Annotated in this window: 26 protein-coding genes; 10 read left to right on the top strand and 16 right to left on the bottom strand. The window is 57.9% G+C overall.

The annotated features are described in order from the left end of the window. Positions 1-13: 13 nt before the first annotated feature. The 4 genes from NKJ67_RS18350 to NKJ67_RS18365 all read right to left on the bottom strand — a co-directional run bounded on the left by NKJ67_RS18350 (position 14) and on the right by NKJ67_RS18365 (position 3,938). Positions 14-412: a hypothetical protein gene (locus NKJ67_RS18350; RefSeq protein ID WP_352582212.1), complete on the bottom strand. Its 399-nt coding sequence runs from the start codon at positions 410-412 to the stop codon at positions 14-16. Next, positions 409-1,761, bottom strand: coding sequence for a restriction endonuclease subunit S (locus tag NKJ67_RS18355; protein ID WP_352582214.1), 1,353 nt, complete (start codon positions 1,759-1,761; stop codon positions 409-411). Before NKJ67_RS18355 ends, NKJ67_RS18350 begins: the two co-directional genes overlap by 4 nt. Next, a complete protein-coding gene (locus NKJ67_RS18360; protein ID WP_352582216.1) occupies positions 1,754-3,319 on the bottom strand; it encodes a class I SAM-dependent DNA methyltransferase in 1,566 nt (521 codons plus the stop codon). The genes NKJ67_RS18355 and NKJ67_RS18360 overlap by 8 nt, the downstream gene beginning before the upstream one ends. 262 nt (positions 3,320-3,581) lie before the next feature. Beyond that, on the bottom strand, positions 3,582-3,938 hold the full coding sequence (locus NKJ67_RS18365) for a hypothetical protein (RefSeq protein ID WP_352582218.1): 357 nt from the start codon (positions 3,936-3,938) through the stop codon (positions 3,582-3,584). A gap of 119 nt (positions 3,939-4,057) precedes the next feature. Here NKJ67_RS18365 and NKJ67_RS18370 point away from each other — a divergent pair, with 119 nt between their 5' ends. From NKJ67_RS18370 to NKJ67_RS18380, 3 genes are all read left to right on the top strand, one after another. After that, positions 4,058-4,510 carry a helix-turn-helix transcriptional regulator gene (locus NKJ67_RS18370; protein WP_352582311.1) on the top strand — a complete coding sequence of 151 codons (453 nt, stop codon included), beginning with the start codon at positions 4,058-4,060 and terminating at the stop codon, positions 4,508-4,510. Beyond that, a complete protein-coding gene (locus tag NKJ67_RS18375) occupies positions 4,507-6,792 on the top strand; it encodes a primase-helicase family protein (RefSeq protein WP_352582220.1) in 2,286 nt (761 codons plus the stop codon). The genes NKJ67_RS18370 and NKJ67_RS18375 overlap by 4 nt, the downstream gene beginning before the upstream one ends. A 455-nt stretch (positions 6,793-7,247) precedes the next feature. Next, the gene (locus NKJ67_RS18380; protein ID WP_352582221.1) at positions 7,248-8,222 is read left to right on the top strand and encodes a COG3904 family protein; all 975 of its coding nucleotides are present in this window, start codon (positions 7,248-7,250) and stop codon (positions 8,220-8,222) included. A gap of 191 nt (positions 8,223-8,413) precedes the next feature. On the opposite strand, the gene NKJ67_RS18385 is transcribed toward NKJ67_RS18380, so the two are convergent. Further along, positions 8,414-8,986 carry a hypothetical protein gene (locus NKJ67_RS18385; protein WP_352582223.1) on the bottom strand — a complete coding sequence of 191 codons (573 nt, stop codon included), beginning with the start codon at positions 8,984-8,986 and terminating at the stop codon, positions 8,414-8,416. 1,465 nt (positions 8,987-10,451) lie between these two features. Here NKJ67_RS18385 and NKJ67_RS18395 point away from each other — a divergent pair. The 3 genes from NKJ67_RS18395 to NKJ67_RS18405 all read left to right on the top strand — a co-directional run bounded on the left by NKJ67_RS18395 (position 10,452) and on the right by NKJ67_RS18405 (position 12,106). Beyond that, complete coding sequence (locus NKJ67_RS18395) at positions 10,452-10,910, top strand: hypothetical protein (RefSeq protein WP_352582224.1); 459 nt, start codon at positions 10,452-10,454, stop codon at positions 10,908-10,910. Between the two features lie 41 nt (positions 10,911-10,951). Then, positions 10,952-11,212, top strand: coding sequence for a DUF982 domain-containing protein (locus NKJ67_RS18400; protein ID WP_352582226.1), 261 nt, complete (start codon positions 10,952-10,954; stop codon positions 11,210-11,212). A 369-nt stretch (positions 11,213-11,581) separates the two neighbouring features. Then, a complete protein-coding gene (locus NKJ67_RS18405) occupies positions 11,582-12,106 on the top strand; it encodes a thermonuclease family protein (protein WP_352582228.1) in 525 nt (174 codons plus the stop codon). Between the two features lie 52 nt (positions 12,107-12,158). Here NKJ67_RS18405 and NKJ67_RS18410 read toward each other — a convergent pair whose 3' ends face one another. The 3 genes from NKJ67_RS18410 to NKJ67_RS18420 form a co-directional block, all read right to left on the bottom strand. After that, complete coding sequence (locus NKJ67_RS18410; RefSeq protein WP_352582230.1) at positions 12,159-12,722, bottom strand: HNH endonuclease; 564 nt, start codon at positions 12,720-12,722, stop codon at positions 12,159-12,161. Positions 12,723-12,732: 10 nt separating this feature from the next. Continuing rightward, positions 12,733-12,981, bottom strand: a complete 249-nt coding sequence (locus NKJ67_RS18415) for a helix-turn-helix domain-containing protein (protein WP_352582313.1) — start codon at positions 12,979-12,981, stop codon at positions 12,733-12,735. 730 nt (positions 12,982-13,711) lie between these two features. Beyond that, positions 13,712-14,626, bottom strand: coding sequence for a hypothetical protein (locus NKJ67_RS18420; RefSeq protein WP_352582232.1), 915 nt, complete (start codon positions 14,624-14,626; stop codon positions 13,712-13,714). Between the two features lie 127 nt (positions 14,627-14,753). On the opposite strand from NKJ67_RS18420, the gene NKJ67_RS18425 reads away from it, so the two are divergent. After that, positions 14,754-14,999, top strand: coding sequence for a DUF982 domain-containing protein (locus NKJ67_RS18425; protein WP_352582234.1), 246 nt, complete (start codon positions 14,754-14,756; stop codon positions 14,997-14,999). A 19-nt stretch (positions 15,000-15,018) separates the two neighbouring features. Here the strand turns inward: NKJ67_RS18425 and NKJ67_RS18430 are convergent, their stop codons facing one another. The 6 genes from NKJ67_RS18430 to NKJ67_RS18455 form a co-directional block, all read right to left on the bottom strand. Next, positions 15,019-15,282 (bottom strand): hypothetical protein, encoded by a 264-nt coding sequence (locus NKJ67_RS18430; RefSeq protein ID WP_352582236.1) that lies wholly within the window; start codon positions 15,280-15,282, stop codon positions 15,019-15,021. Next, the gene (locus NKJ67_RS18435) at positions 15,272-15,592 is read right to left on the bottom strand and encodes a hypothetical protein (RefSeq protein ID WP_352582238.1); all 321 of its coding nucleotides are present in this window, start codon (positions 15,590-15,592) and stop codon (positions 15,272-15,274) included. The genes NKJ67_RS18430 and NKJ67_RS18435 overlap by 11 nt, the downstream gene beginning before the upstream one ends. 18 nt (positions 15,593-15,610) lie before the next feature. Continuing rightward, entirely contained in the window at positions 15,611-15,955 is a 345-nt protein-coding gene (locus tag NKJ67_RS18440) for a hypothetical protein (protein WP_352582240.1), read from the bottom strand. A gap of 5 nt (positions 15,956-15,960) precedes the next feature. Continuing rightward, positions 15,961-16,170, bottom strand: coding sequence for a hypothetical protein (locus NKJ67_RS18445; protein WP_352582242.1), 210 nt, complete (start codon positions 16,168-16,170; stop codon positions 15,961-15,963). Between the two features lie 11 nt (positions 16,171-16,181). Continuing rightward, positions 16,182-16,361 carry a hypothetical protein gene (locus tag NKJ67_RS18450; RefSeq protein ID WP_352582244.1) on the bottom strand — a complete coding sequence of 60 codons (180 nt, stop codon included), beginning with the start codon at positions 16,359-16,361 and terminating at the stop codon, positions 16,182-16,184. Positions 16,362-16,848: 487 nt separating this feature from the next. Next, positions 16,849-19,215 carry an AAA family ATPase gene (locus tag NKJ67_RS18455; protein ID WP_352582246.1) on the bottom strand — a complete coding sequence of 789 codons (2,367 nt, stop codon included), beginning with the start codon at positions 19,213-19,215 and terminating at the stop codon, positions 16,849-16,851. 1,126 nt (positions 19,216-20,341) lie between these two features. Here NKJ67_RS18455 and NKJ67_RS18460 point away from each other — a divergent pair. From NKJ67_RS18460 to NKJ67_RS18470, 3 genes are all read left to right on the top strand, one after another. Further along, positions 20,342-21,454: a hypothetical protein gene (locus NKJ67_RS18460; protein WP_352582248.1), complete on the top strand. Its 1,113-nt coding sequence runs from the start codon at positions 20,342-20,344 to the stop codon at positions 21,452-21,454. Positions 21,455-22,006: 552 nt separating this feature from the next. After that, positions 22,007-23,710, top strand: a complete 1,704-nt coding sequence (locus NKJ67_RS18465; RefSeq protein WP_352582250.1) for an FAD-dependent oxidoreductase — start codon at positions 22,007-22,009, stop codon at positions 23,708-23,710. Continuing rightward, positions 23,707-24,015, top strand: a complete 309-nt coding sequence (locus tag NKJ67_RS18470; protein WP_027040253.1) for a UBP-type zinc finger domain-containing protein — start codon at positions 23,707-23,709, stop codon at positions 24,013-24,015. Before NKJ67_RS18465 ends, NKJ67_RS18470 begins: the two co-directional genes overlap by 4 nt. An 89-nt stretch (positions 24,016-24,104) precedes the next feature. Here the strand turns inward: NKJ67_RS18470 and NKJ67_RS18475 are convergent, their stop codons facing one another. Further along, positions 24,105-24,479, bottom strand: coding sequence for a YkvA family protein (locus NKJ67_RS18475; RefSeq protein WP_127269768.1), 375 nt, complete (start codon positions 24,477-24,479; stop codon positions 24,105-24,107). Positions 24,480-24,569: 90 nt separating this feature from the next. Further along, positions 24,570-24,752 (bottom strand): hypothetical protein, encoded by a 183-nt coding sequence (locus NKJ67_RS18480; RefSeq protein WP_013528612.1) that lies wholly within the window; start codon positions 24,750-24,752, stop codon positions 24,570-24,572. Positions 24,753-24,754: the final 2 nt, after the last annotated feature.

A 24,754-nucleotide genomic window follows, 5' to 3' on the forward strand; every position in this document is an offset into this window, starting at 1 on the left:
ATTGGAAAGCCGACTAGGCTTTGATGGCATCAAGAATGCGGTCTAGCTCGCCGAGGGTCTTGGGTACAAAGCGCCATGCGTCGCCGCGATGAAGGTGGGTCATGGTTTTCAACGCGGTGTGGCGGCCGTAGCGCATAGCTCCGGTAGGGCTGGGCACGGCATAGGTTTCGCTGCCGTGCCGAAACTCACCTCCAAGTCCCGATGCGCCGGTTCGATCCAGAGCGTCGGCCTCGCACCAGAGCTGCAAGGCATCGCCTTTTACGACCACCATAATCTCGACCCCGGCACTACCCGTCTTCGGCATGACGTAGCGTCGTGCATGCACATTCTGGTGTCCGGAGACATGAATGGCAGCTTCGCGGTCTAGCCGCTCGACTGCGTGCTTCTTTATCTGCTCGCCCTGCACGGTCACTGTGCAGCCTCCAGTCGCTGCTCAGCATCTCGAATGGTGATCTCGCCTGACATGAGTTTAGGGAGAAGGAGATCGCGAGTTTCGGCGAGAACGGTCACCTCCTCGACGTTGTGCCATACTCTGCACCGCAAAGGAGATGCAAAAGAGGAGAACTCATTCGCAATGGCACTAGGCGGAACCAAGCATGCAAAACCTCGAATGTCGTCGCCCGACAGGTTTGGAAAAACTGAACCGGTAGTCTTCTGCAAAAGCACATCAATAAATGTGTCGATAGTTGCGTTGACGAAGTCCTGTTGTCCATCCCGGCCACGGATCGCTGCGACACCGCGCCCTAGACAATACACCCCATCAGCGAACACGCGACGCCCAGTGGTCGATCCTCTCACACAGATAATGTAGTCGCCGTATTGGGAAAGGCGCGTTGGCGACGTAGTCCACTTTCTCTTAATCAGAAAGTAGTCCCCGAACTCGACCGGGCCATTCGCAAGAGGTGTCCCAATCCCCTCTTCGTTGTAAGTATCCCCTTTAGGCGAAGCGCCCATATGTATGTTAGCGATATCGTCTAGACGGCCAATTCTCCATCCCACCGGCAGCCCATTGTCCCCGAGTAGTGCTGGAAAGAGATTGGCCAACTGCCGCGCACGATCAGCATCGGCCACAAGACCGCCCAAAATCTCGACTGGATCGGTTGCGCCCTCGATCTTGCGGCGAGTCGGGCCGAAATCGACAAACCAGTCGCGAAATATCGCCTGCACCATTGCCTCCAGCGTTTCTTTGGTGCGCCGGTTCAGTTCGATCTTGTCGTCAAGAGAGCCGAGGATTTCGGCGATAGATTGCTGGTCGCGTGTTGGAGGAAGAACGAATGGCAGATCAGACAATATTTTCGTGTTGAGATTGGGCATTGTCGCCCCAACTGCATGCTGAACGATCCAAGCGCGCACTGACGGGTGACCCAAATAGAATGCCGCGTATTCTGGCACGACATGACCTTTACCAAAGCGCACTCGCAAGCAGCCTGTTCCGCAAAGCCAACCATCATTTTCCGGCCGGATCAGCGCCCGCCGCTCAACATCACCCCGCCGGCTGTATACGATGTCGCCAACTCGCAGACGATACTTCGAGAGCCGTTGGGCATCCTCCACCCGTATTCGAGCTATCCCCTCCACCGAGATTGTGTTGTCGCCAATGTTCTGGGGCATCACCGAAGGAATGCCGAACGACACGTAGTCTGATGCATGCAGTTGGCTTCCAAACGGTCCAGTTTGCACATTCCCGCCACCAAGCGCCGCAACGTCACCCAGCGTACTAGTCACCCATGACCGATGAACGGGGAATAGAGCTTCAGCCATTTTCGCCCACGCCAGCAAAAATCGTTCCGATCCGTTCCTCTAGTGCTCGCCCTTCGGCAAATTGCGCCTGCAACTGATCCCTTAGGACTTCGAACTTCTCGGCAAACGAAACGCCGTCATCTTCAATGTCTGCCGCGCCGACATAACGTCCCGGCGTCAGCACATAGCCGTGCTCGCGAACCTCGGTCAGCGTGGCGGATTTGCAGAACCCGGCTTCGTCGGCATAGTCAGCCCAGCCATTGGCTTCCCCCGTTTCCGGCTTTGCCCGCCAGCGATGATAAGCCCCAGCAATCGTGTGAATGTCGTCGGCGCTGAACTCCTTGCGCACTCGATCCACCATGAAGCCGAGCTTGCGGGCGTCGATGAAAAGGATTTCACCGCGTCTGTCGCGATGGCCGTTGGCACTCTTGTTCCGAGCCAGTATCCACAGGCAGGCCGGGATTGGAGTCGAGAAGAACAACTGCCCCGGCAGGGCCACCATGCAGTCAACCTGATCAGCCTCGATCACCGCCTTGCGAATATCGCCCTCACCGGACTGCTGGGAGGACATGGAACCGTTGGCCAATACCACGCCCCCCGTGCCGCGTGGGGCGAGGTGATGCAGGATATGCTGGAGCCAGCCGAAATTAGCGTTGCCCCTCGGCGGTATGCCGTGTTTCCAACGGACATCATCGGTAAGGCGCTCGCCACCCCAATCGGAAATGTTGAACGGCGGATTGGCGAGGATGAAGTCGGCCTTCAGGTCGGGCATTTCGTCCCGATGGAAGCTGCCCTCATTGTTCCAGCGGATGTCGGCGTCAATCCCTTGTACGGCAAGGTTCATCTTTGCCAGCCGCCACGTCGTGTGGTTGATCTCCTGTCCGTATACGGCGATGTCGTCCCGCCGCCCGCCATGCTCCTCGATGAACTTTTCCGACTGCACGAACATGCCACCCGAACCGCAGCAAGGATCGTAGACTCGGCCGTTAAAGGGTTCGAGTATCTCGACAAGCGTTCGCACGACTGAGCGGGGCGTGAAGAACTCGCCGCCGCGCTTGCCCTCGGAACCGGCGAAACCCGACAGGAAATACTCGTAGACCCGCCCCAATAGGTCTTTTGCCTTATCAGTGCTGTCGTGCATGCCGATGTTGGAGAACAGGTCGATCAGTTCACCCAGCATGGTCTTGTTCAACGTCGGGCGTGCGTAGTTCTTCGGCAAAACGCCTTTCAACCCCTCGTTTGAGGGAGCCTTCTCAATGGCTTCCATAGCCTCGTCGATCAGCTTGCCGATCTCCGGGCGCTTGGCGTTGGCTTGCAAGAATGACCAGCGGGCTTCCTTCGGCACCCAGAACACGTTCTCAGCCAGATACTCCTCAGGGTCTTCCGCGTCGGCATACTCGTCCGCTTCCAGCTTCGTGTGCTGGCCCTCGAAGGCGTCCGAAATATATTTGAGGAAGATCAGGCCGAGGGCGACGTGTTTGTACTCGGATGGCTCCAGGTTGCCACGCAACTTGTCAGCCGCACGAAATAGTTCAGCAGTGAAATTCAGATCAGAATTATTGCCCGCGTTCGCTGCCACGTTTCCCCCCAAATCAGTGCGCCAAACTAGTAGTCAAAACGTATGGTGTAAACGGACCAGTCTTATGCGCTCCGTGTGACAGGTCCTTTGCGAGTCTCGACAGCGCATACCGCGACTACGGCGCGATACGCACACTAACTCGTGGCACCAAAAAGCATCATTTCACCTCGGCTGCTCAGGGCATTGCGATGCAGTGAGGTGCCGCCGATCGGTTCTCCTGAGGCATTTTCCTGGGCGTGGCTATATGGGTCGTGGCCTGCGCTCAGAGCAAGCTGTCAGCGGAGGCTATCAGCCAGGCGGTGCTAGCTTCACTACTTTCACCGTGCACTGCCAGACCCCTGCCTTTCAACCAATCTCTATTGATTTCCCACAGCACCAGTATGCCGTCCGATGCCCATACGGCCGCCTCATCGAGTCGGTAGAACGTCTTGTGCCCTGCCCCCTTGCGTCGCACGGTGGTTGGCGGTCCGGAGTTACGAACTCTCCAGTTCGCCATTACCTGCAAACTGACGCCCAACATCCCGGCAATTGTGCGTGTGGGTACGGATCTCCACGGCGGTACATCGCCCCCACTGATCAACGCGATGAAGTCGTTTTTTCTGATTTCAAGACGGGGCATATATTCCTATCATCGCATCGCGTCATTGTGGTTCGCTGACCTGGCGGCCGTAGCTGGTAGTGACCGGCATCAAGCCTTACCTGAGTGAAGTACCAAATACTCATTTAGGAACAAAATCGATGGTAATCAATATATACGTTGGAACTAACTACGTGTGCAAGAAATTAGGGATCGGAGAGCGTAATCTTCGCAATATGTGCGCGGAAGGTAGATTTCCAAAACCAAGCAAAATAGGGCGCAAGCTGCGATGGGAGCAAAGAGTAGTAGACAGATGGACCCCAAATAAGTCTTGCAGTGATACTTTCGTAACGCACGACCTTCGCAGTGGCGCCGCAGCGTTCCGCCTAGTTAAGCCCGCTTTCCAGTCGACAGTTCATGGGACCGTTTACGCCGTTTTTCAGTCACACGACGGCCGCTGGCACGTACGACCATTCCACACCCAGACTGTGTGGGACGCTGGCAGCGAGCTTCTTGAATTGAGCTGTGAGGATCAATCAGTCCAGGAAATCCCGTTCTGTGACATTGCTCAGTTGTCGAGCCGGTTGACCAATGACGATGGAGACGACAAGTGATCGACCTCCAACATTTCCATGAAAATTGGCTGGGTCAGAGCGGCTTCGCCTGCGTGTTTTCAGTTAAGGGTAACAGCCGCTCATTCGCCTGGCCGCAAGAAGCGGACGAACTGGGCCTATTTGCTAACGAGGTCGACAAACATGACAACGTATATGTGAGCTGGTGCTTGTTCGACCAACCCAATCGCAGGGCGGAGCACACCAGCTTCGTCCCCGGTGTCTTGTTCGACGTAGATCTGAACACTGGAAAACACGCGGCCAAGAACTACCCCGAGAGCGAGGGGGAGGCACTGGAATTGCTTGCCCGATCTCCGTTGCCAAACCCGACGCGGGTTATCCGATCAGGAGGTGGGCTCTATTTGCACTATCTCTTTGATGAGCCGTTTAGGATTGAAACGCAACAAGATCGAGCGCGCGTATCGTCGGTTCTCAAGGGCATGCATTCGTTGCTACAAAGCACCTTCGCAGCCTCGGATCGCAAGTTGGACAATGTGTCCGACCTCGCTCGCGTGACCCGCCCGGTTGGCGCCATTAATCACAAATATGGAACGAGCATCACCGTTCAAATTGCCGAAGCTGGCGGCGACCGCTATCGGATCGAGCAACTCGAGGCATTGATCGGCCTTGGGGCTATCCCATCAAAGTCGCGACAAACGACGCAAGCCCCCACAAAGAAGTCTGAGGCTGATGGCAGCTTTGAGCTGGCGGAACGGCACTGCGGTTTCCTTCAGCGGCTTACTTCTACGCCAGACCAGGTCACTGAGCCTGAATGGTATGCTGCCGCAACTATCGCAGCGCGCTGTGAGGATGGAGAAACTCGCTTCCACGAACTGTCTGCTCTTGATCCAGCTCGCTACAACGAGGCAGAGACTGCAAAGAAGTTGCGGCAGGCGGCGGAAGCTAGGCCCAGAACCTGCGCAAGCATCGAAAATGACCTGGGCTGCACCGCCTGCGAACGGTGTCCATTCAAAGCGTCAGACATCGCATCTCCTTATGCGCTCGCACGGGGAGACGAGAAGCTGTTGGAGCTGCAAAGGTCGTATGTGCTTGCTGGGGATACTGACTCCTACATGTGCATAACGCGCGACGAACCCGCGTTGGCCCGCCAGTCCTTCGACAACCAATATGCCCACCGTGTCGCGAAGCCCCATTTGGATTTCATCAGAGATCGACGGTCGCCAAAAGTAAAATTAATCGACTACGTACCTGGCGATCATAGGCTCATCATCGACCAGAACGGCACGCTTGTCCTCAATAGTTGGCGAGCAGGGGGCGTCAGCGCGGCAGCCGGTAATTGCTCCGTCATTCAACAGCATTTCGACTATTTGCTGCCTAACCACGACGAGCGCGACTGGCTTTACAAATACCTTGCCCATCTGCTGCAAAAGCCCTCGGTCAAGATCGAGAGCGCCATAACGCTTATTGGGGGGCAGGGCGTTGGGAAGTCGTTCGTCGCCAAACTCCTAAAAGAGCTATTTGGCGAGTCGAATGTTTTTGTCGACGATTGCGGGTTACACGCATCCGACTACAAACAAGCTCTGGGCAATCGCCAGGTGCTGGTTATTGAGGAGATGGCAACTGCCAACAGATGGGAAGTGTCGAACAGCTTCAAGCCTTGGGTCACCGCGGAAAAAGTTCTCGCTTCCGACAAATTCATCCGCTCGCACCTCGTCCGCACACCCCGTGGTATTTTCACTTTGACAAACCACGCAGTCCCGGCCTCACTGGAGAAAGATGATCGCCGAAACGCGGTGTTCCGCATCGATGCTCATCAGATGCCGCAACCTTACTATGAGCTGCTTTGGGATATCGGGTTGAAGCAAGCGGCCTGTTTCAAGGCCTGGCTTCAAGAAATGGATATCTCGGCTTGGTCTCCGAATAGCCGGCCGCCAATGACCGAGGCGAAGCGGGAAATAATCTTATCAAGCCGAACCTCTGCCGCCATGGAGATTGAGGACCTCGTGCGCTCTGGGGATGGAGAACTGGTCACGTTGAACGACGTAATGCGATGGCTTAACACGCCCCTTGGCCAGAGCCAATTTAGCCTCAAGCAGGTTCGCGCCGCCATGAATGAACTTGGTTACCGCAAACTGGACAAGACGAAGCTGTCCGGGGGACGCACTGTTGATCTGTGGGCAGTTTCAGAGGTCGAAGGCTGGTTGATGTCGGATCACTCAGCCCGAAAGACCCACTATGAGGGGCGGCGAACATCAACGGGAAAGACGCTGGCGGTTATATCCTCAATTCAGGGTTCCCCAGTTCCTGAACGGTTCCATAGTTAGCAGTATGCTGGAACCGTAAATATACGCTAAAATCAATGGTATGCCTGCTAATCTACCCTTGGTTCCAGAGTTCCAGTGATTTGGATAGTTTGAAAATTACTTCTTTGTTTTCTTGCTAGCTCCTACTCACTGCCGGAATTGAGGAACTGGAACCATGCTTGCGAGTCGCCGCTCGATGTCCGCCCTCTTCGGGCGGAAGCGGCTTGGGCCGGCGCAAACTTTGACATTCAGGCGCCCCAGCAGCCGGAGGCCGGCGCGTACGCCTCGGCGCGCGCGGCTGCCGCTGGCCATAATCTGCTGATGATGTGTACGAAGGACCCTAGCTTGGGCATTGGTCAGTCGATGGTCACAACCGACAAGGCTGACCAGTTCCATTGGGTTGTTGTCGCTTGCGGACATGCGGTGCATAGTCGTCGGCGCCGTCAGCTTGAGTTACTGTAGTGGTGAGACCGTCCTTGCGCCTGCTAGCTGTTATCGTCCTCTTATCTCTCGTCGCTGTTTGCTCGCTCTCCTCGCTGGTTATCGCCGGAACGCCCAGCTTCGGCCCGTTCACAGTCGACCTTAGCGAGCCGACAGTAATACGCATGTCCGGCGAGATTGATGCCGAAGACGCGCTCAACTTTCGTCGCGCGCTTCAGTATGCACCGCAGGCGCGGCTTGTCGTGCTCGACAGCCCTGGCGGGTCCGTTTATGCTGGCCTGCTCATCGCCGACGACGTTTTCGAGCATAAGCTATCAACCGTGATCCCGAGCGGGGCGAGCTGCATGTCGGCTTGCTCCCTTATATTCTTCGCCGGGCTTGAGCGCCAAGCACACGGCAAACTCGGGGTACACCAGATGACTGGCGGCGGAGCCACTGGCACGCAACTCGCGGTTTCTGACATAATAGAATTGATGACGCGCTTCGAAGTCCCAGCCGACGTTCTCGCGATCATGTTCCGGACGCCCGCAGAGACAGTGTACATCTTCAGCGACGAGGAGATCGCGCGCTTCAACATCAACCGCAGTGCCCGGGTTCCAGATGGCAAATTCGGCGATTACCCGCTGGCATCCTGCTCGGGCTGGAATGGAACACTAACCAAGAGTTCCGGTCAGAACGGGCGCAATGCGCGTATGTCGGGCATCGTAACCGAACCTGACCTAGTGGAGTATTGCGAGCGCGATCCAGGCGGGGAGACTATCCGAAACGGTGGTACCAAGACCGTTGGAGAATGTGCCAAAGAGCTAGCCTACGAGATGAACACTCGCATGCGCACTGTCGCGAACTGTGAGAGCGGCGTACTTCGCTTCTTCTACGGCTCCAAGCCTGAGCGTACGATGAAACTTCCGTTGCCAGACGACCGGTCTTGCGCGTCAGGCCTACCGCCCCTTATTGATCAGTTCCAGATGCTATGCCCCCGCATGGCGCAGCGCTACGATCTCCAACACTAGGTGTAAGGAAGCCAACGCCAAGGTCGCAATGGCAAGGGCAGGCAGCTTCGCGTCTCATCCACGGCCGCCACGTCGCCTTGACATCACCCCTACTGCATCTTGATGACCTCTCACACCTGCTCGTCATTGACGTCAGACGGACTCGGCGGTGATCCGAACTCAGCGGCCATCTCCTCGACCATCGCGGTGGGTCACCATTTGATCTTCCTCGTGTTCACGCGCTCGGAGTATCGTTCCCTGTTGGCCTCTTCTGGTCCGGGCTGGGAACGCCTTCGGTCAGCGTCGACTACTTTGGCGAGCAAGGCCTTCACGTACTCGTTCCTGTCGACGCCACGGAGGCTGTCGTAGGGGACCGAGGCCGTGTGGATAGTCTTGGAGTTGTCCATGCCGTTGTGGCTGACCCTGACGTACTCATGGCACCATCTCCTGCCGCCATCATGGACATGCAGGGAGGCAGCGTAGGAATACCCGTCATCGTTGGCGCCCATGCTGGCCCCGTAGTTCTTCGGCTGGTCCCATTGCTCCCGCCGCTCACCTCGCTGGTCACTGTAGGCGAAGCCGTGGAGTAGAGTCTGGAGGTAGGAGAGCCGGTCACCGTTAGGGATGTCCCGGAGGGGGAATGTGGCCTCGTGGGCGACTTCCCAATTCGCTCTGAACCGACGGCGGCGGACGACCTCGGTGCACTCCCCGCTGCCGTCGATAATGAGGAGGGCGTGGTAGGCGACCCCCTTGTAGGTCATGCTGTCGCTGTATGGCTTATACATAGCGGTCAGTCCTTTCCGGAGACGCGGATCAGCATAGCCCAGCAGATCATCCCAACCGTGAAGCAGGCGACTGTGAAGGTGTCCCAGACGGTCGCTGAGGTGATGATGGTGTTGCCCATAGCGGTCAGTCTCCGTTGTCTATTGCGCTGCCCTCGGCGGCACCGTAGGCGGATGATCAAGTGTGAAGCCTAACAGGGGGAACACGGAGGCTCAAATGGTGGCCGCGATGGTCAGCCCCCGCTCTTGGCAGAATGCCTCAAGATCACCCCGCGCGCGCCCTGCGTCCTGCTCCATGGTCGAGGCCCTGAGGTAGGCTCGGACGAATGTCATTGTGGCGCTTCAGTTCGGTTTGACTGGTTCGCTAAATTGCGGTTCGCCTTGACTGGTCAAGTGGCATTTATCGAACCAGTCCCAACCGGTTCGAAAATGGCACACCTTATGATACCGTGGCGCCGGCATGGGGGAATAGACGTGAAAATCTTCGCGAAATGGTTCTTCGGCTTCTAGTCGGACAGTTGGCCCTGTTTGACCTTAACCCAGGGTGGCGCGACCAACTTTGAACAAGTTGCACTTCCTGGCGACCGAGTGGTCTTTGTCGGATCAGGCGGTCCGGAAACAGCACCGGAGGATCGTGCCAGACTGCTGGGCATAGCTGAGGTGGGTAACCAGCGATACGCAACACGAGAGTTGGTCGGTCGCGAGTATCGAAGGCCAACGAAGAAAGGCGAAGTGCCGGCTGTAGACCGCTGGCCTGTCGCGTTTGCGATGACCCGCGCTTGGCGCTTCATTGACCGCCCGAAGATAGTGGACGTGTTGGGCGAACAGTTGCCTGGCAAAGCGAGGCTATACGTGGTCGAGATGACATCGTCCCAGTGTGCCCGGCTGGCTGAACTCCGAACCTCCGAAGAGCTGGTCAAATCGTCCCCTCAAAGAGACGCCCAAGCTGAACGAATTGAAGCCGTCTGGGGTGGGCCTCCGACCACGGGGCCAGTCCCACACGCGTGGTCCAAGTTGGTTGAGGCACAGTTCGATTGGCCCGCCGTGACATACTTGATGCGCTTCGGGAACCGAGACGTGTGGAAGGTAGGTTGGGCAAAAGACCTCGACAAACGTCTCCGGGACGTGAACCGACATGTCCCGTTCGAATTGCTCAAGGAGCAATGGGGTATCATCAAGACCTGCAAATGGCCTGATCCGTACCAAGCCCGCGACATGGAACAGAAGCTCCTTCAGGCGCTTCGTCCTTACCGAAGTGTAGGGGAACGTGTCCGGTGCGACGAAGCCGCCTTGTTGCCCGCATGAACTGCCGACGCCAGCTTGATCAAGCCGCCCCGAGTTCCGAAGCGGTCCGGGAGATAGTGTGGGGCGCGCGTGAGGGGGCAGGGGGGTCTTAGCGCGAGCAGGCTATCCGATCACCCGCTCAGAAGTTTCTACCTAATATTCGGAACCTCAATAAGGCTTCCCTATGGCAGCCCAGCTGAACTCCTATATGCTTGGCACAAAACAGGGGAATGGAATGGCTAGGGTCAAACTTCCTGAGAACGCAACGGTGCTCGACGTGGTTCGAACGCTGGATGAACCTCGCAAATATGTCCTTGGCGTGTTTAACAACATGCATGACTACAAAAGGCGACACGGGTCCGTTTACGTCCGCATTGGGATAACCGGGCGCGGAATGATGCCCAACTATCGGCTTGAACCCACTAATGACAGTATGGGCTTCCTGACAGATATCGTCCAGGGCGGCGATGTGGCCCGACATTTTGAGGCCTATCACGGTCGAAACCATGAGCAGCTGGATTGGGGTCAACGGGAGCTAAAGGGGCCACATTGGAGTGGCAGCTATTTGAGCCATGAGGCGCTTCTTAAGCTTCTCGAAGAACTGCCCGACCTGACTGTAACCGGCCGGCGGTCTCGACATTGAGTACATGACGATCTGCACAGGGTCGTCCAAGGTCACCTCTGATGGCAACCACCCGTTGGTTCAACCCTCCGGTCCCTGTGAGCGGGACGCAGTTTGGTATGACCTACATGGTCAGCAACGTCGAGGCGGCCGCCGAGCATCTCCTGCAGTGGACCAACCGTGGGCCGAAGTGGCGACTGGCGGTGCGCGCATGTACTGCTGCTCTGGCTGATAAGGCGACACCTCAGGAGGCCAGAAGGTGCTTTAGGCTGGCTGCTATTGAGGAAGGCAGGTTCCGAGCTGCCCTAGAGGGTGATGACTAAGCATTTGCCCCTCACCCGTGATCATTTCCGCCCTATTCACACCCAGCCGGCTGCCCAGTATTGTGGAGGAGAAGTGGGGCAGTCGGAATGGAGCCCGAGGACGATCTGAGGTCCCGTATAGAGGCTGCACTTGTTCGCGGCCACCTTAGCCAATGGCAACGCCAATTCCTCCTCGACATGCGCGACCGATTGGTGAAGTACGGCCCACGTACACGGCTGAGCGCGAAGCAGTGGACAAAGCTCTACGAAATCATGGGCCCTGCACCGCCAAGCACCCACGCGCCGTCGCAACCTCGCCCGAACAAGGCTCCATCGCAGCGTTGGCGACCGCACCGCTGGCGAAGTCCACTTGCGCGCGAGGCGCGGTACTTGGCAGCCAGGTTCGTCAGAACCTTTGGGATCGCTCTTGCATTGGTCGTCGGGTCCCTGATCTATTCGTTCGTCGTCAAGGGCGGCCACGTCACTTGGCCAAGCATGCCGTCGTTCGCGAGGTCAGGCGGAGCGGAGAGGGTGCCGCTTGCAAGAACACAGTTCACCATAACGGACGGGGACACCATCCGCCTCGACGGTGCTGCGAAGGGAACCCGGTTGGTCGGCTTCAATGCTCCCGAGAGCATCGAGCCAAGATGTGAGGTTGAAGCGGACCTTGGGCGTCGAGCCAAGGCGCGCCTCACCGAGCTGATCGCTTCCGCGAAGCTCGAACTGGAAATGATCCCGTGTTCCTGCCCGCCGGGGACTGAGGGCACAGACGGCTGCAACTACGGGCGAAGCTGCGGCTCTCTCTTTGCCGATGGCCGCGATGTTGGCGACGTGTTGGTGTCGGAGAGGTTAGCTGTACCGTTCGTCTGCGGCTCCACAAGCTGTCCGTCGACGCCACGTCCTTGGTGTAAGTAACGCGATGGCACTCGCCGACGAGGCCGCGGAAGCCGCCTGTCTCGGCTTACCCTTAGACGGGTTGCTTAGGCGCTGACGCGGGGCTTCGGATGATGGTGGCAAGGTCATCTGCTTCCTTCATCAGCCTGAACACCTCAGCCCGGATTTCGAGATATCGAGTCAGCTCGTCGTGCGCCTGATGCTTCATGTCGTCAAACGTGAACGGGGCAATCGCCACCTTACTCAGAAATCTCTCAAAGTGTGCCACCCGGGTTTCCTCGTCAGAGGGGGCCAAGACCCGCAGCCACTCCCGCCAAGATTTCTGCCCCTTCCTCTCGTTGCATGTCCGACAGCTTGGCACGAGATTGCGGACCCGATGCCCGTGCCCCGAGAACTCGCCACCGATTACCCGGTTGAACACGTGATCCCACGTTGCTGCAGGCTGGCCACAGTAGGCGCACACGAGATCGTCTTCGGGATCTTGCCCAAGGTCGCGAATGGCTTCCGCTGCGGCCTCTGGCGAATACTCATCGAATGGCGCCAGTGCCGAAGCGAACGCATTTGCGAAGGTACTCTTGCGCTGCATGATACTCTGGTGGCGCAAATACTTCTTGATGGTACCCAGCCTCATAGCCATTGCCGCGCCTTCATTGAGCTGTCATTTCGTTGGTCTTGATCCGTTGAGCTAATCGCGCAAGCGTCGAACGAGAGCATTTGGTCGCAGCGACAATACTACTCCAGCTCTGACCTTTGCGAAGCATGGCGACAAGGGCATCATTCCGCCATGCGTCCTCGGGCCTTCCCGTCATCTTCCCCTCAGTCTTCGCCTTTGCGATCCCCTGAGCCTGCCTGCGGCGTCGGTCGTCGTAGTCCTTGCGGGCAATGGCGGATAGCATGTCGTGCAGCAAAGGGCCGCCGATTGGAGAGAGTAGTTTAACGGAGCCATCGTCAGCTAATGCTCAATGAGCCAGCTAGCCGACAATTCCGCTGTGACGCTGCGTAACCATCCGAGGCCTGTTGGCGGCTCTTCATGTATGTCACTGGATCCCGGACAAATGTGGGACTCAGGATATGTGGCCGTTCAAATCTGCAGGACAAAAGCGACGAGACTTTCTGCAAGCTGATTTCGAGAAAATGCTCTTGAGCACAGGTCTTGGGCTGAAGTCCTTGTTTGACGACCTAGATAAGAACTCGATCAACCCCTCCGCGAGGATTTCGGTCTCGTTCCAATTGAGCGCCTGCATAGCCGCCATTAAAAAACACGGTCTGCCGTTTCCGATAGAGAACGATGGTTGGGCAGTCGCTTTGTTGGAAGCAGAGCCATATTCTGACCTAGCGGACCACCACTTCTCAACAATCAAGGGGTTGATCCAAATCTGTACGCGAAAGCACGATTTTATGTTCGCTGTCGCTATGTGCCTCGCACCCGAGTATGTGCAAGCGAGGAAGCGCGCTGGTTTGGAAGGCTACCTTCTCGCGTTTTAGCGGGAAGGGATTTGCAGCCCTGAACGCGAGTGCGGCTTGACGGTGAAACTTCCGTCGCCATAGGGCTTCGCGCGAGCCGGTTATCCGATCCCCCGCTCAGAGATTTCTACCAATATTCCAGAGCTTTCCCTAGCGTGGCGCTCAGCGAGCGCTGCCCGGCTTCTTAGCAATCGTCGGTTTCACCCCAAAAAGCCGGCCCTCAAGCTCATCCTTAGTGGGCATTTTGCGATCCTGGATGAACCTAACTAGCACCTTTCGGATTAGCTCGAAGGTTTGGAGCAGGTCGTCGCTGCCATGCTTGGGCTTTCCATGAGCTGCGGCAGACCGCTTGTCGTACAGCGCTGCGATCTTCTTTTGTAGCGTGAGACGTTCTTCGCCAAGGGGAGTCAGGTATGCGGCTATCAGCGATGAAACGCGGAAACGAAGCTCCGATGTAGATGGGGAGAAAATAGCCTCCAAGGCCCCCCAAAGGGATACCAGGACCAATGCAGTGTTCTCGATGAATTGTCCCGTTTCGAACGCATTCGCGACCAGCCGGAACTCAGGACTATCCCGCATCAAGGTATGGGTCGCTTCGAAGTACTCGGTGACCGGACGAGTGCTGTCAGGCCGTCTTTTTCCTTCAATGAGTTGCAGAGAGAAGAAATGTCTTCTGTCTTCGAAGCGTATCAAGGCCGCCGCGCCGCTCTTTGAAGCCGGGACTTCGGCGAAGGCGACGTTTGACGCAACCGGCATCGTCGTCTGCGGGTCGGTCCACAGTCTCAATAAAAAGATGATTGTGCTGGCGATCTGAAATCGCTCGTTGGTGTCCTTTCCGGCTGCCTCAGGTACATGTAACTGCGCCGTAATTTCCCGACTACCCAATCCCTGCGTTTCCTTCCAGGGACCCGAATGCGGTTTGCCGGGCTCAGCCGGCTTAAAGGCCATGATCACTGGCTCCATCATGTACGCATACGTACTCTTCAGTGATATGCCACGCGTGAACACCAATGGCTGTTCAACACTGAGACCGGCCAGACCGAAATATAAGTCCCCCGCAAACGCATCAGTACTCATTTGTGTCCCCCGACTCCGCCAATACAGCCACGATATACGATACGGCGAGCATTTCGCAGGCGTGTTGGAGGCCCACTCGTCTCGGAAAGTTGTACCAAATTTCCCCGACCTACATTAGAAATCCCTCATGGCTCTCCATTGGTTCAACCCGCCGGTCTACGTCAGGACTGACCGCCCTGGCATCCGCTTCGGGGTCAGCCATGTCGAGGGTGCCGCCGAGCAGCTCCTGAAATGGACCAAGCGTGGCCCTAAGTGGAAACAGGCGGTCGAGACCTGCATGGCCGCAATGGAAGGCAACGTCCCCACTCAGGAGGTCCGCAGGGCATTCGAGGCGGCTGCCAAGGAGCAGAGCATGCTCCTCCCACCTGCTTAGGTACCTGACCGGCCAGTCCTCACTCCATGTCCGGCACGTCGCCACCCACAAAGAGCGTAGTGGGCTCACCGTATTCACCAAGCGAAGGGTTGGCATCGCGAGACCACGCAATGACGCCGGCATGCTTCCCTGCCAGGCCCTTCGCGGTCCTTATCGCCCGATCCTCGGTCTGCTGTTCGGCAGGCCCAAAGACAGGCTGAAGATCGCCGGTCTCATCCCGGTCGAAGGCCGTGACGACGATTAGCTTCGGTGCTTTCTGCTGTGGGATCAAATTATCTGACATGGAGGGTTTCTTTCCGCTGGACTAGAAGCCGGTTGAAGTTAAGTGGTGCAGGGGGAAGAACCTCAGTCATCTCGAATAGAGGCACCGTGGAGGCCTCCGGATCTGGCCCTTTCTGTCTGGCCTTGAGGTCTGTGATTTCCTCATCGCGTCGCGCAATTCGGCTTTCTAGATTGGCAATGCGCTCCGTTAAGAAATAGCGTCCCACGGCAAACCCACCGCCTCCGAACAACACGGCAAACGTGACAAAGGCTGCCGGGTTGGCCGCTACAAGCGCAGAGTTGCTTCCAATAAAAGCGATAAGGTCATGCATTGGCAAACCTGGCTCCCATCATGCCGCGAACAACTCAAGCTGCCGGTGGTCGCGCGGCGGATCGTAGTAGCCCGGCGCTCTCCGTTCGGCGTACTCCTCGGCAAGTCTGTAGGGCTCGTAGTAGGCGACACGCAAAAGCGGAAGAACGCGCTCTTCATAGAGGCCAAGTTCCTCGTCGGTTAGCTCCTCCAGGTCGCATTCGGCCAGCTTGTGGGCAACGTCGTCCTCGGGTCGGTTCTCGCCGAAGTGACCTGCTTTGCGAAGCGCCGCAAGGACCTCGGGGCAAGCTTCCTCAAAGGTTTCGCTCCACTCGTCCGCAGCGTCATAACCACATGGCGGCACTGGATCCGTTCGCATGTCCACGGCTGTCACCCCACAACAGGCGGCGTTTCGTCATAGCCGATTGAGACAATCCCCGGATGCCGGTGAGCTATGGCGAGGATTTGGGTCTCAAGCTCGCAGTTGTAGGCCATGAGAGCCTTCACGGTCTCAAGCGGGCTGTCATAGCGGGCGATGAGCTTCTCCGCCTCAGAATGCAATTCGGCCTTGGCTGCCGCGTCCAGATGCATGATGCCCATTGCGGTCGCTCCTATCGTGTCGCGCGGCGTGGTGCATTGAGCGTGTCAAGGCGGTCCTGAAGGCGACCGTTGAGAACAATCATTTCTTTGAGCGCTTTCATCACGTTGCCCTTGTGTACGGCAACGAACTTGTCGGCGACGGCTTGAAGGGCAGCCTCTTGGCGGCTGTCCAGTGTCACGATGTGGTCCATGGCGATCACTCCAAACGCCGCAACGTCGACAGTGAACAAAAAGGGAACGTAAATGTCAAGAACTGATTGACCAAGAGAGGAATGAGTTCCTATTTTGGATCATGCCTGATACTTGTGGACGTCGAAAGCGCGGTGGCGAATGGAAGCTCAGCAATGCCCATGAGATTGGGCAGCTCGTCCTCGTCCGTTGCGGCCTGTGCAACGTCAAACGATGGTATCTGCCGAGTGATCTGAAGGAAATCTTCGGGGACATCGAGGCTGAATTGGTCGGGAGCAAAATGAGTTGCAAACGGTGCAGCAAGAACGAGTACATGCACGCCGAGACGCAAAACCCGTCGGCTCGGGAACGGCAGGGCATTCAGGTTACGCGGCTTGCAGAAATAAGGACCGTGCGGCGGGTCGTTTGGAGAGATGAGGACTGAGGCCACTGAGCGAAGGGAGCGTTCGTCGAGTATTGGCTAGTCGCGATCTTTCCGACGACGTCAGCTCAAGCCTTATGGCGCCACTGCAGGTTACCACACCGGCATTCCAAGTTTCCCGAGCCGGCAATGTTGCAGAACCAGACTGGCAACCCGCACTCATCGCATTGAAATGCCGCCAAAGCCGCCTCGCAGTTGTCAATTATGGCGGTCGCCTCGGCTGGACTTGCGCTGAAGGTGTGAGTGGCGCGGTTTGCCCAGGCGACCAATTGCGGGGCGACTAAGTCCATCGCGGCGTCTGCGGCGGAATATTTCCTATATCCACTGTTCGGGTCAGCGGCGTCCATTCGGACATAGAAGGCCTTCTTAGAGCGACTTGAGATGCGCCCTATCAATTGTCCTGCCGTGCGCCGATCATTTTCATCCCCTCGCAGGAACGGAACTGTCACCTCTAGCCGCTCCGCAATCTCAGCCAAAGCCTGATCCATGATCCGTCTGACATTGCTTTCTGCATCCTCGGGGTCGACCGTTACATTTGCCCGAGCCTTAGCGAAATCATCCGACTGATCTGCGATACGGATACCCGTGTCCGGTCCAGCCCAAGGGAGCAGGCGCACACTTGTCCAGTGAGGCTTTCTGAGGAAGCGGCTTAGTTCGAAGAACCATTCGCGATCATGGGTCAGGAGGATGATCTGCCGATCGGAGAACTCTTGCTCCAACAATGTTGCGACTTTCGAGCGGTGGCCACGATCCATGCTCACCACGACGTCATCTAGAATGATGGGTGTGTCAGCATCACCCTGCTTTGCCATCGCGAGGAATATGCAAAGACCGAGTGCGTTACGTTGGCCTTCAGACAGCGTGAGCCTCGGGCTTTCCTGATCAACACCGTAGAATTTTAATGCGACGTCGATTGCCTTGTCGGCCTCTCCGGGCACATGAAGCCTTACGTCTGTGATCTGCTGGCCGGGGTGTAGGATGTCCCAAAGACCTTGAATGTCCGTCGAGATCGCGCCGAACACACGCTCGGCCTGTTCACGGATTTCGTCCCGAACAAGCTCTTCTAGCTTGTTGGTGTAGGCGATCAATGCCTCGACCCGGTCGACCTGAACTCTCGTCTTCTCGGCTGCGAACACGGCATCGATAGTCTCGGCTATCTCCTTGTCTGCAATCAGGGCTTGGACATCAAGCGGGGCAGTCGCTGCTGCGGCAGTTGCTATCGCTATCACCTTACCAAACTCTGCATCGATCGCGGCGAGGTCGGCCTCCTGACAGGACGTACGGAGAGTTGCGACGCTCAAGCCGTTGAGATAGGCGAACGCCTCGGCTAGCGTCCCCGACTGGGCGATCCGCCATTTCGCTAGGCCTGATCCAGTGACCAACGTCCGTAGGCGCTGTACCTCGTCGCAAACCTCGCTGACTGCGGTGGCCCGCCTGCGAAACAGCCCGTCGATATTCTGGAGCCGATCGCGCTCAGCTGCCACATGGGCTTGAAAATCGGCGGGCCTGATCATCGACCCGCAAGCTGGGCAGCTCACCTCAACTGGCTCCTCAGATATGTCGGCGCTGTAGCGGGCGGCGGCGTTGAGGATCTCTAATCGTTCCTTGACAAGCGGCTCGGTAAATAGGGCTATCTCGGCCACGACTTCACGAGTGTCCAAAATGAGTTCTTGGAGTCGGTTGCTGACTATTTCCTGCAAAGCGGCCGCCTCACGGCTTTGAGCATCCAGCGTGTTCAGGCGTTCGTCGATGGCGGTGGTGACAGCGGCAACAGTGGCCATGGTGCCAGTCATCGGCTGGTCGGGCAAATAACGCTCGCGGAGCTTGCGCAGAGTGTCGACAAGCGCGTTTGGCTCCGGTTCACCGAACGCCGCTTTCGTGCGAACTTGGACCGCTGACATCTGGCGCCGCTTATCGTCGATCTTAGAAAGTGCGGCTGTCTCTTTGGCGATCCGCCGCAGGTTGTCTGCCGCGATCTCGAGAGGTTGCAGGCCAAGGAGTGGCAATAGGGCGGAATACTTCTCAAGTTTCGTTGAGCGGATGAACTCTGCTACCTCCTCTTGCCGAAGGGCTGTTCGGCGATAGTCCCAGGTATCGACGGGCACCTTTTTCAGGCCGCTGAGCTTCGCCGCACTCAGCCCCTCCCACGCGCACGTGACAGCATCGCTGCTTCCGGTCATCTTCACCGACACACTGGACGGCCTCCCAGGCGGTCGATGCGTGTTGATCAGCGCCCTCTCCTGGTGGCGGCCGCTGTACTCGTGCGCCAGATGGGCGACCTTGCCATTGTTAACGCAGACTTCCACACCATCGACGAATGACGATTTGCCAGCCCCGTTGGCACCATAGATGAACACCGACCCGCCGTTCGTCAACAACACTGCTTCGATGGCGGCGCCACGAAACCACGACAGTCGAATTGAAGAGATTTTCATTCGGCAACTGGATTATTCGCCTTAGCTAGGCGCGCGACCAAACCCCTCAGGTCTTCCGGCTTCAGACGAACCTGGAGTTCATCCGCCAGCAAAGCTTTGAAGGTCTCGACGACTGTGTCGGGAACCTCATGCGGCGTCCCTCTCGCGGCGGCCTGAGCCTCCGCGATACGTCGCTCCACCCAACCCCTCTCCATGCGCCTCCCCCGAAGCCAGTTACAATGGTGTTCATCATAACTGGTTAGGGGAGCGTCGTCACCTGAGCAGCGCGGCCCATTACTTGCCCTGCTCTACAGCAGCGGTAGTTGTCCCGTCGTGGCGGCGGTGCCTCGCGGAACCCTGATCTGTGTACGGGGTTTTTCAACTATCACCAGTGCGTCGTTCGATGCTGCCCGCTGTATTGCTTGGCCTCAGACCACGGTGCGTTGAGCCACGTCTCAGTTTCCTCCTGCGTGGTCAGGATCACCGTCGTCGCCTTCTCGTGGATTGGCGCGATGAAGGCGTTGGGATTTGGTTGTCATGAAGCCATACGGCTCGAAGTCGCGCGGCGGGTCCTTGACCTTGCGAACGCCCTGCCACCGCATCCAGAGGCCGGCGAAGAAGCACAGCGGGCGGTCCTCACTAAGGGCGAACCAATAGTTCCGCTGAATGCCTGTCTCGGGGTCCCTATCACCCGGCGTAGGGCGGGGTTCTGCGAAGGTCGTAACGGCACCACACAGCGATGATCGACGCCGAGCGAAGCAGCCAGGGCAAACGTCTGCAGCCTCGGCTGCACGACTTGCGCGGATCCACAGTCCGGTCGCTATAGCCGTCCCGTAACTCTTGCGGGCCGCTACAGCATGTAGTCGATGCTTGTCTAGGTCCTGACCAGGAGGGTTGTGAAATGGGTGTCACCAAGCGTGCTTCAATTCCCAGCCGCAGCAGGGATATGACCTCAGCGAACGGTGACGTCATCGTTTGTTACCCAACCCTCTTCTATGCGCTGACGCCATTCGCCGAAGCCCATGACATTGCGTCTAGTTCTCTATTTAGAGGCACCTCAACGAAGCCGAACGACAATCGGCGTCCTATGTGCTAAGGTCCGTGCAAATATGATCCTTGACGGTGCATATGGCAAAGGAGGGTTTCAATGGTCCGACGCTGCCCGTGGGTCTCAGGACTGGCTGCTCTGCTACTTATCGGCACCGCAACCACAGTGACTGCACAAAGCGAATGTGATGCCGTACTGAAAAGCGAGCTTCAGACCACAAACGTCCAATCATCAGAAAGAGCACAAGCAGCACGTAACTATGCATGCTCACATACATTTGACGAATTCAATGACAGTTATGGTGGAAATGCTTCCGGAGCTTACGGCGCCATAAGTGGTTCTGGAGCTTACAACCAAACGAACTACAAACACTTTCAACAAGATCATTGCCAAGATGCATCAACCTCGGAGCATGAGAGCGGCTTTCAGTTTAACACACTGAGAGATGCCAGTTCAGGAGTTGTTGAGGCGTGGCAGGAGTGTATGAGAAATCGAGCGGGATTTCACTGCTGGGCAGAACCAGAAAATCAGGACCTTGCGATTTTAGTTCATCAGGGAGACCCCGAGCCATATAAAATCAGCAGCGCTGTGATAAGCGATGGTACAGTTCTTCAATCTCCTTCGGGAGACATTGCGATCGGAACTCCAATAGACTTTGGCGACAAAAGGATTGTTTTCAAACGGGCCAGTCCGACCGTTCCATTTAGCTTTACGCTGAATATTAGAAGTGATTTTAAATCTCAGAGCTGCCGTGCAGCAGTACCGGCGGTGGTTATTCTAAATACGGTTCCGCCGCCGGCCGAACATTTTGTTGCGACACTTGCGGATAGTAGTTGGTGTAATCCACCTAGTAGCTTTACAGTATTTCCGACGGTCTATTTTGGAACGGAACTGCATTCGGTTGCCTATCAAAAGAATAATAGTACGCACGACGGGCTTGGCGTTTGGTTGTCTCTTCAGGCGCTCAACCTGATCGATGAGAAAGAAGATAGCGCTGGCTTTTCGCAACCGGTCGGCAGTTCGTTTCGACTTTTTTCTGTTGAAAAGGATCTTACGCAGTTGAAAATGATATGGGCCACTATGAACCACGCCCCAACAATAAACGACCTTCATCTCTTACGCGATAACTGGGCACAAAACGATATGATGCAGACGGGTTTTCTTACTGCGGGCGGTGGTTGGTATTCTCTCTGCAGCCGTCGTCCGGCCTAAGCAGTTACGCATTCCGAGGATACGCCTTCCAGTGGGACAGATCGAATTTAAGGGTTAATCGAGATTGTGTCGCAGCTGGGATGCAGCCTTGAACTAATTGCTACCGGCTACTGAGCGGAAGAAGGGTGAGGCCAATGCCTCCACCTACGTAGCTTCTGCCCGTCTCGGGTCGAAATTGACCGCCTGTTGCCCATATCTTTTTGGATTTCAAAGGAGAAAGGTAGTGCGAGGAGGGACTTGGATCTCTATACAGGGTCAGCGCGGTCCACCTCTCTATTTTGTGACGCCGGAGGATTAGGTCATGCTACACGCGTCTGCTGCACAAGTTCGAAACGACTGAAGAAAATATCTAATATAATCAAGAGCTAGCGGAGGGGCTGTTCGAGTCCTCTTCTGGGCACCAAATTCCCGTTTCGAACCATTCGCCGGTTCAGAAACTTAGAGAAAAAGCCCGGCTCGTCCGGGCTTTTTCTTTTCAGCCAACCTCCCCTTCCGGCCAGTCCCCTCACAAACCGCTTCAAACTCCGCGCCCGCTTCGCTACGCTCAAAGCCATGTCTCAATCCACCACCCAGATCTTCGGTGCCCGCCGCGACCAGGCGTTCCCCACGCTGGCCGAGGTGGACATCGACCGCATGCGCCGGTTCGGCGAGGCCAGCTTCTATGCAGCCGGCGAGCACATCATCGAAGCCGGCGATGTGGCGCCCGGTCTGATCGTCGTGCTGTCGGGCAGCGTGGACATCACCCAGGACGGCGGGCTCGGCCGGCGCGAGACGATCGTCACGCATGGTCCGGGCAGCTTTGTCGGCGAGCTGGCGCAGCTTTCGGCCCGTCCCTCGCTGGTCAATGCGCAGGCCGCCGAACCGGTGGAGGCGTTCGTCATCGCCTCGCAGCGGCTGCGCGACCTGATGGTGCAGGAGGCCAATCTCGGCGAGCGCATCATGCGGGCGCTGATCCTGCGCCGCGTCGGGCTTTTGGAGAGCGCTACCAGCGGGCCGATCATCATCGGACCCCAGGACAATGCCGACGTGTTGCGCCTGCAGGGCTTCCTCGCCCGCAGCGGCCAGCCGCATCGCGTGCTCGATTCCGGCAGCGATCCCTGCGCCAAAACCCTGGTAGAACGCTTCGAGGTCGATCCTCACCACCTGCCGATCGTGCTCTGTCCAAACGGCAGGCTGCTGATGAACCCCGGCGAAAAGGACCTCGCCCGCTGCATCGGCCTGCTGCGGCCGATCGATGCCGATACGGTCTATGACGTGGCCATCGTCGGCGCCGGCCCGGCAGGGCTGGCGGCGGCGGTCTATGCGGCCTCCGAGGGGCTATCGACGATCGTGCTCGATTGCCGCGCCTTCGGCGGACAGGCCGGTGCATCCTCGCGCATCGAGAACTATCTTGGTTTCCCCACAGGCATTACCGGCATGGCGCTGATGGCGCGCGCCTACAACCAGGCGCAGAAATTCGGCGTCGAAATGGTCATCCCGGACGAGGCGAAGCTTTTGAGCGCCGCCTCCGACGCGTCAGGCGCCCGCTATCTGCTCGATGTCGGCGATGGCGAGACCGTGCGCACGCGCAGCGTGGTGATCGCCAGCGGCGCGCGCTATCGCCGCCTCGACATCGCCAATCTGGCGCGGTTCGAGGGAACGTGCGTGCATTACTGGGCGTCGCCCATCGAAGGGCGGCTTTGCGCGGACCAGGAAGTGGCGCTGGTCGGCGCCGGCAATTCGGCCGGGCAGGCGGCTGTCTACTTGGCCAGTCATGCGCGCAAAGTGGCGCTGCTGGCGCGCGGTGGCAGCCTCGATGCCAGCATGTCGCGCTACCTGGTCGAACGCATCAAGGCGCAGCCGAACATCGAGGTGCTGACCGGGACCGAAATCGAGGCGCTGGACGGCGAAGAGGGCAATCTTGGCACGGTGCGATGGCGCAACCGCGCCAGCGGCGCGGAAACTACGCGCCCGATCCGCCATCTCTTTCTCTTCATCGGCGCCGACCCGAACACCGATTGGCTGGCGAATTGCGGTGTGGCGCTGGACGCCAGGGGGTTCGTGCGCACCGGATCGGAGCTGGGATCGGCGCAGATGGAGACCAGCCGCAGCGGCGTGTTCGCCATCGGCGACGTCCGCGCCGGTTCGGTCAAACGCGTCGCGGCGGCTGTCGGCGAAGGCGCCCAGGTGGTCGCGGCATTGCATGCATATCTCGCGCGCGCGGACGCACCTCATCTCGCGCGCGCGGACGCACCTCAAACAGCAGGGAGACCATGATGGATGAATGCAGGCATACGCGCGACATCAGGAAGGTGACGCCGAGTGCGCTCGGCTGCGAGGAGTGCCTGAAGAGCGGGTCGCAATGGGTGCATTTGCGGCTCTGCCGCACCTGCGGCCATGTCGGCTGCTGCGACGACTCGCCCAACCGCCACGCCACCAGGCATTTTCACGCCACCAAGCATCCGATCATCGAGGGCTACGATCCGCCGGAAGGCTGGGCATGGTGCTATGTCGACGAGGTGTTTGTCGACCTCGGCGACGACGTGACCCCGCAGAACGGCCCGATCCCGCGCTTTGTTTGAGCGGCGCCGCATGGCGACGGAATCCCGGGAAAAGCGCGATCCGTCCGGGCTTCATTGGCGGCGGTTTCCCCTGCTGAACGGCCTGGCAGTCAGTCGGCGAAATACAGATATCCCAGCCACCCGGCCAGCACGATCGAGGCAGTCCAGATACAAACAATGATCACCGCCGCGTAGCGGCTCACCGGCCTGTCGGCGGCCAGCGCGGCGGTCTTTCTGTGTTCCGCCATCACCTCGGGCGGTATCATCCTGACCACGGCAAGGACGCCCAAAGGGACAAGGATGACGTCGTCGAGATAGCCGATCACCGGAATGAAATCGGGGATCAGGTCGATTGGCGACAAGGCATAGCTTGCAACACACACGGCAAGCGCCTTGGCGTACCAGGGCGTTCGGGGATCGCGAGCGGCGAGGTAGAGCGCATGCACATCGCGCTTGATCGTTCGGGCCCACTCATTCAGTGCCATCGGATGATTTTAGCGCCAAATGAAAACCGCCGATAGCGCACGCCAGGCGCCCGCCTCCGACAGCATCTCGAAGAGCCGATGACCGCCGGTCTACCGCACGGAGCCGGTGACGGTCGGGTCGATCATGCTGGGAACGGATTTGCGTTCGTTGCCGGCAAGCGCCGCTATGATCAGCAGGCTGGCAACCACCGGGACAAACAGGATGGCAACGCGAGCTTGCACGTAAAAGATGGCGCGCCATTCATTGCGCTTGTCGGGGCTGTTGCTCATCATAC

It is taken from the genome of Mesorhizobium sp. M0088, assembly GCF_040322895.1.
Classification (GTDB): Bacteria; Pseudomonadota; Alphaproteobacteria; order Rhizobiales; family Rhizobiaceae; genus Mesorhizobium.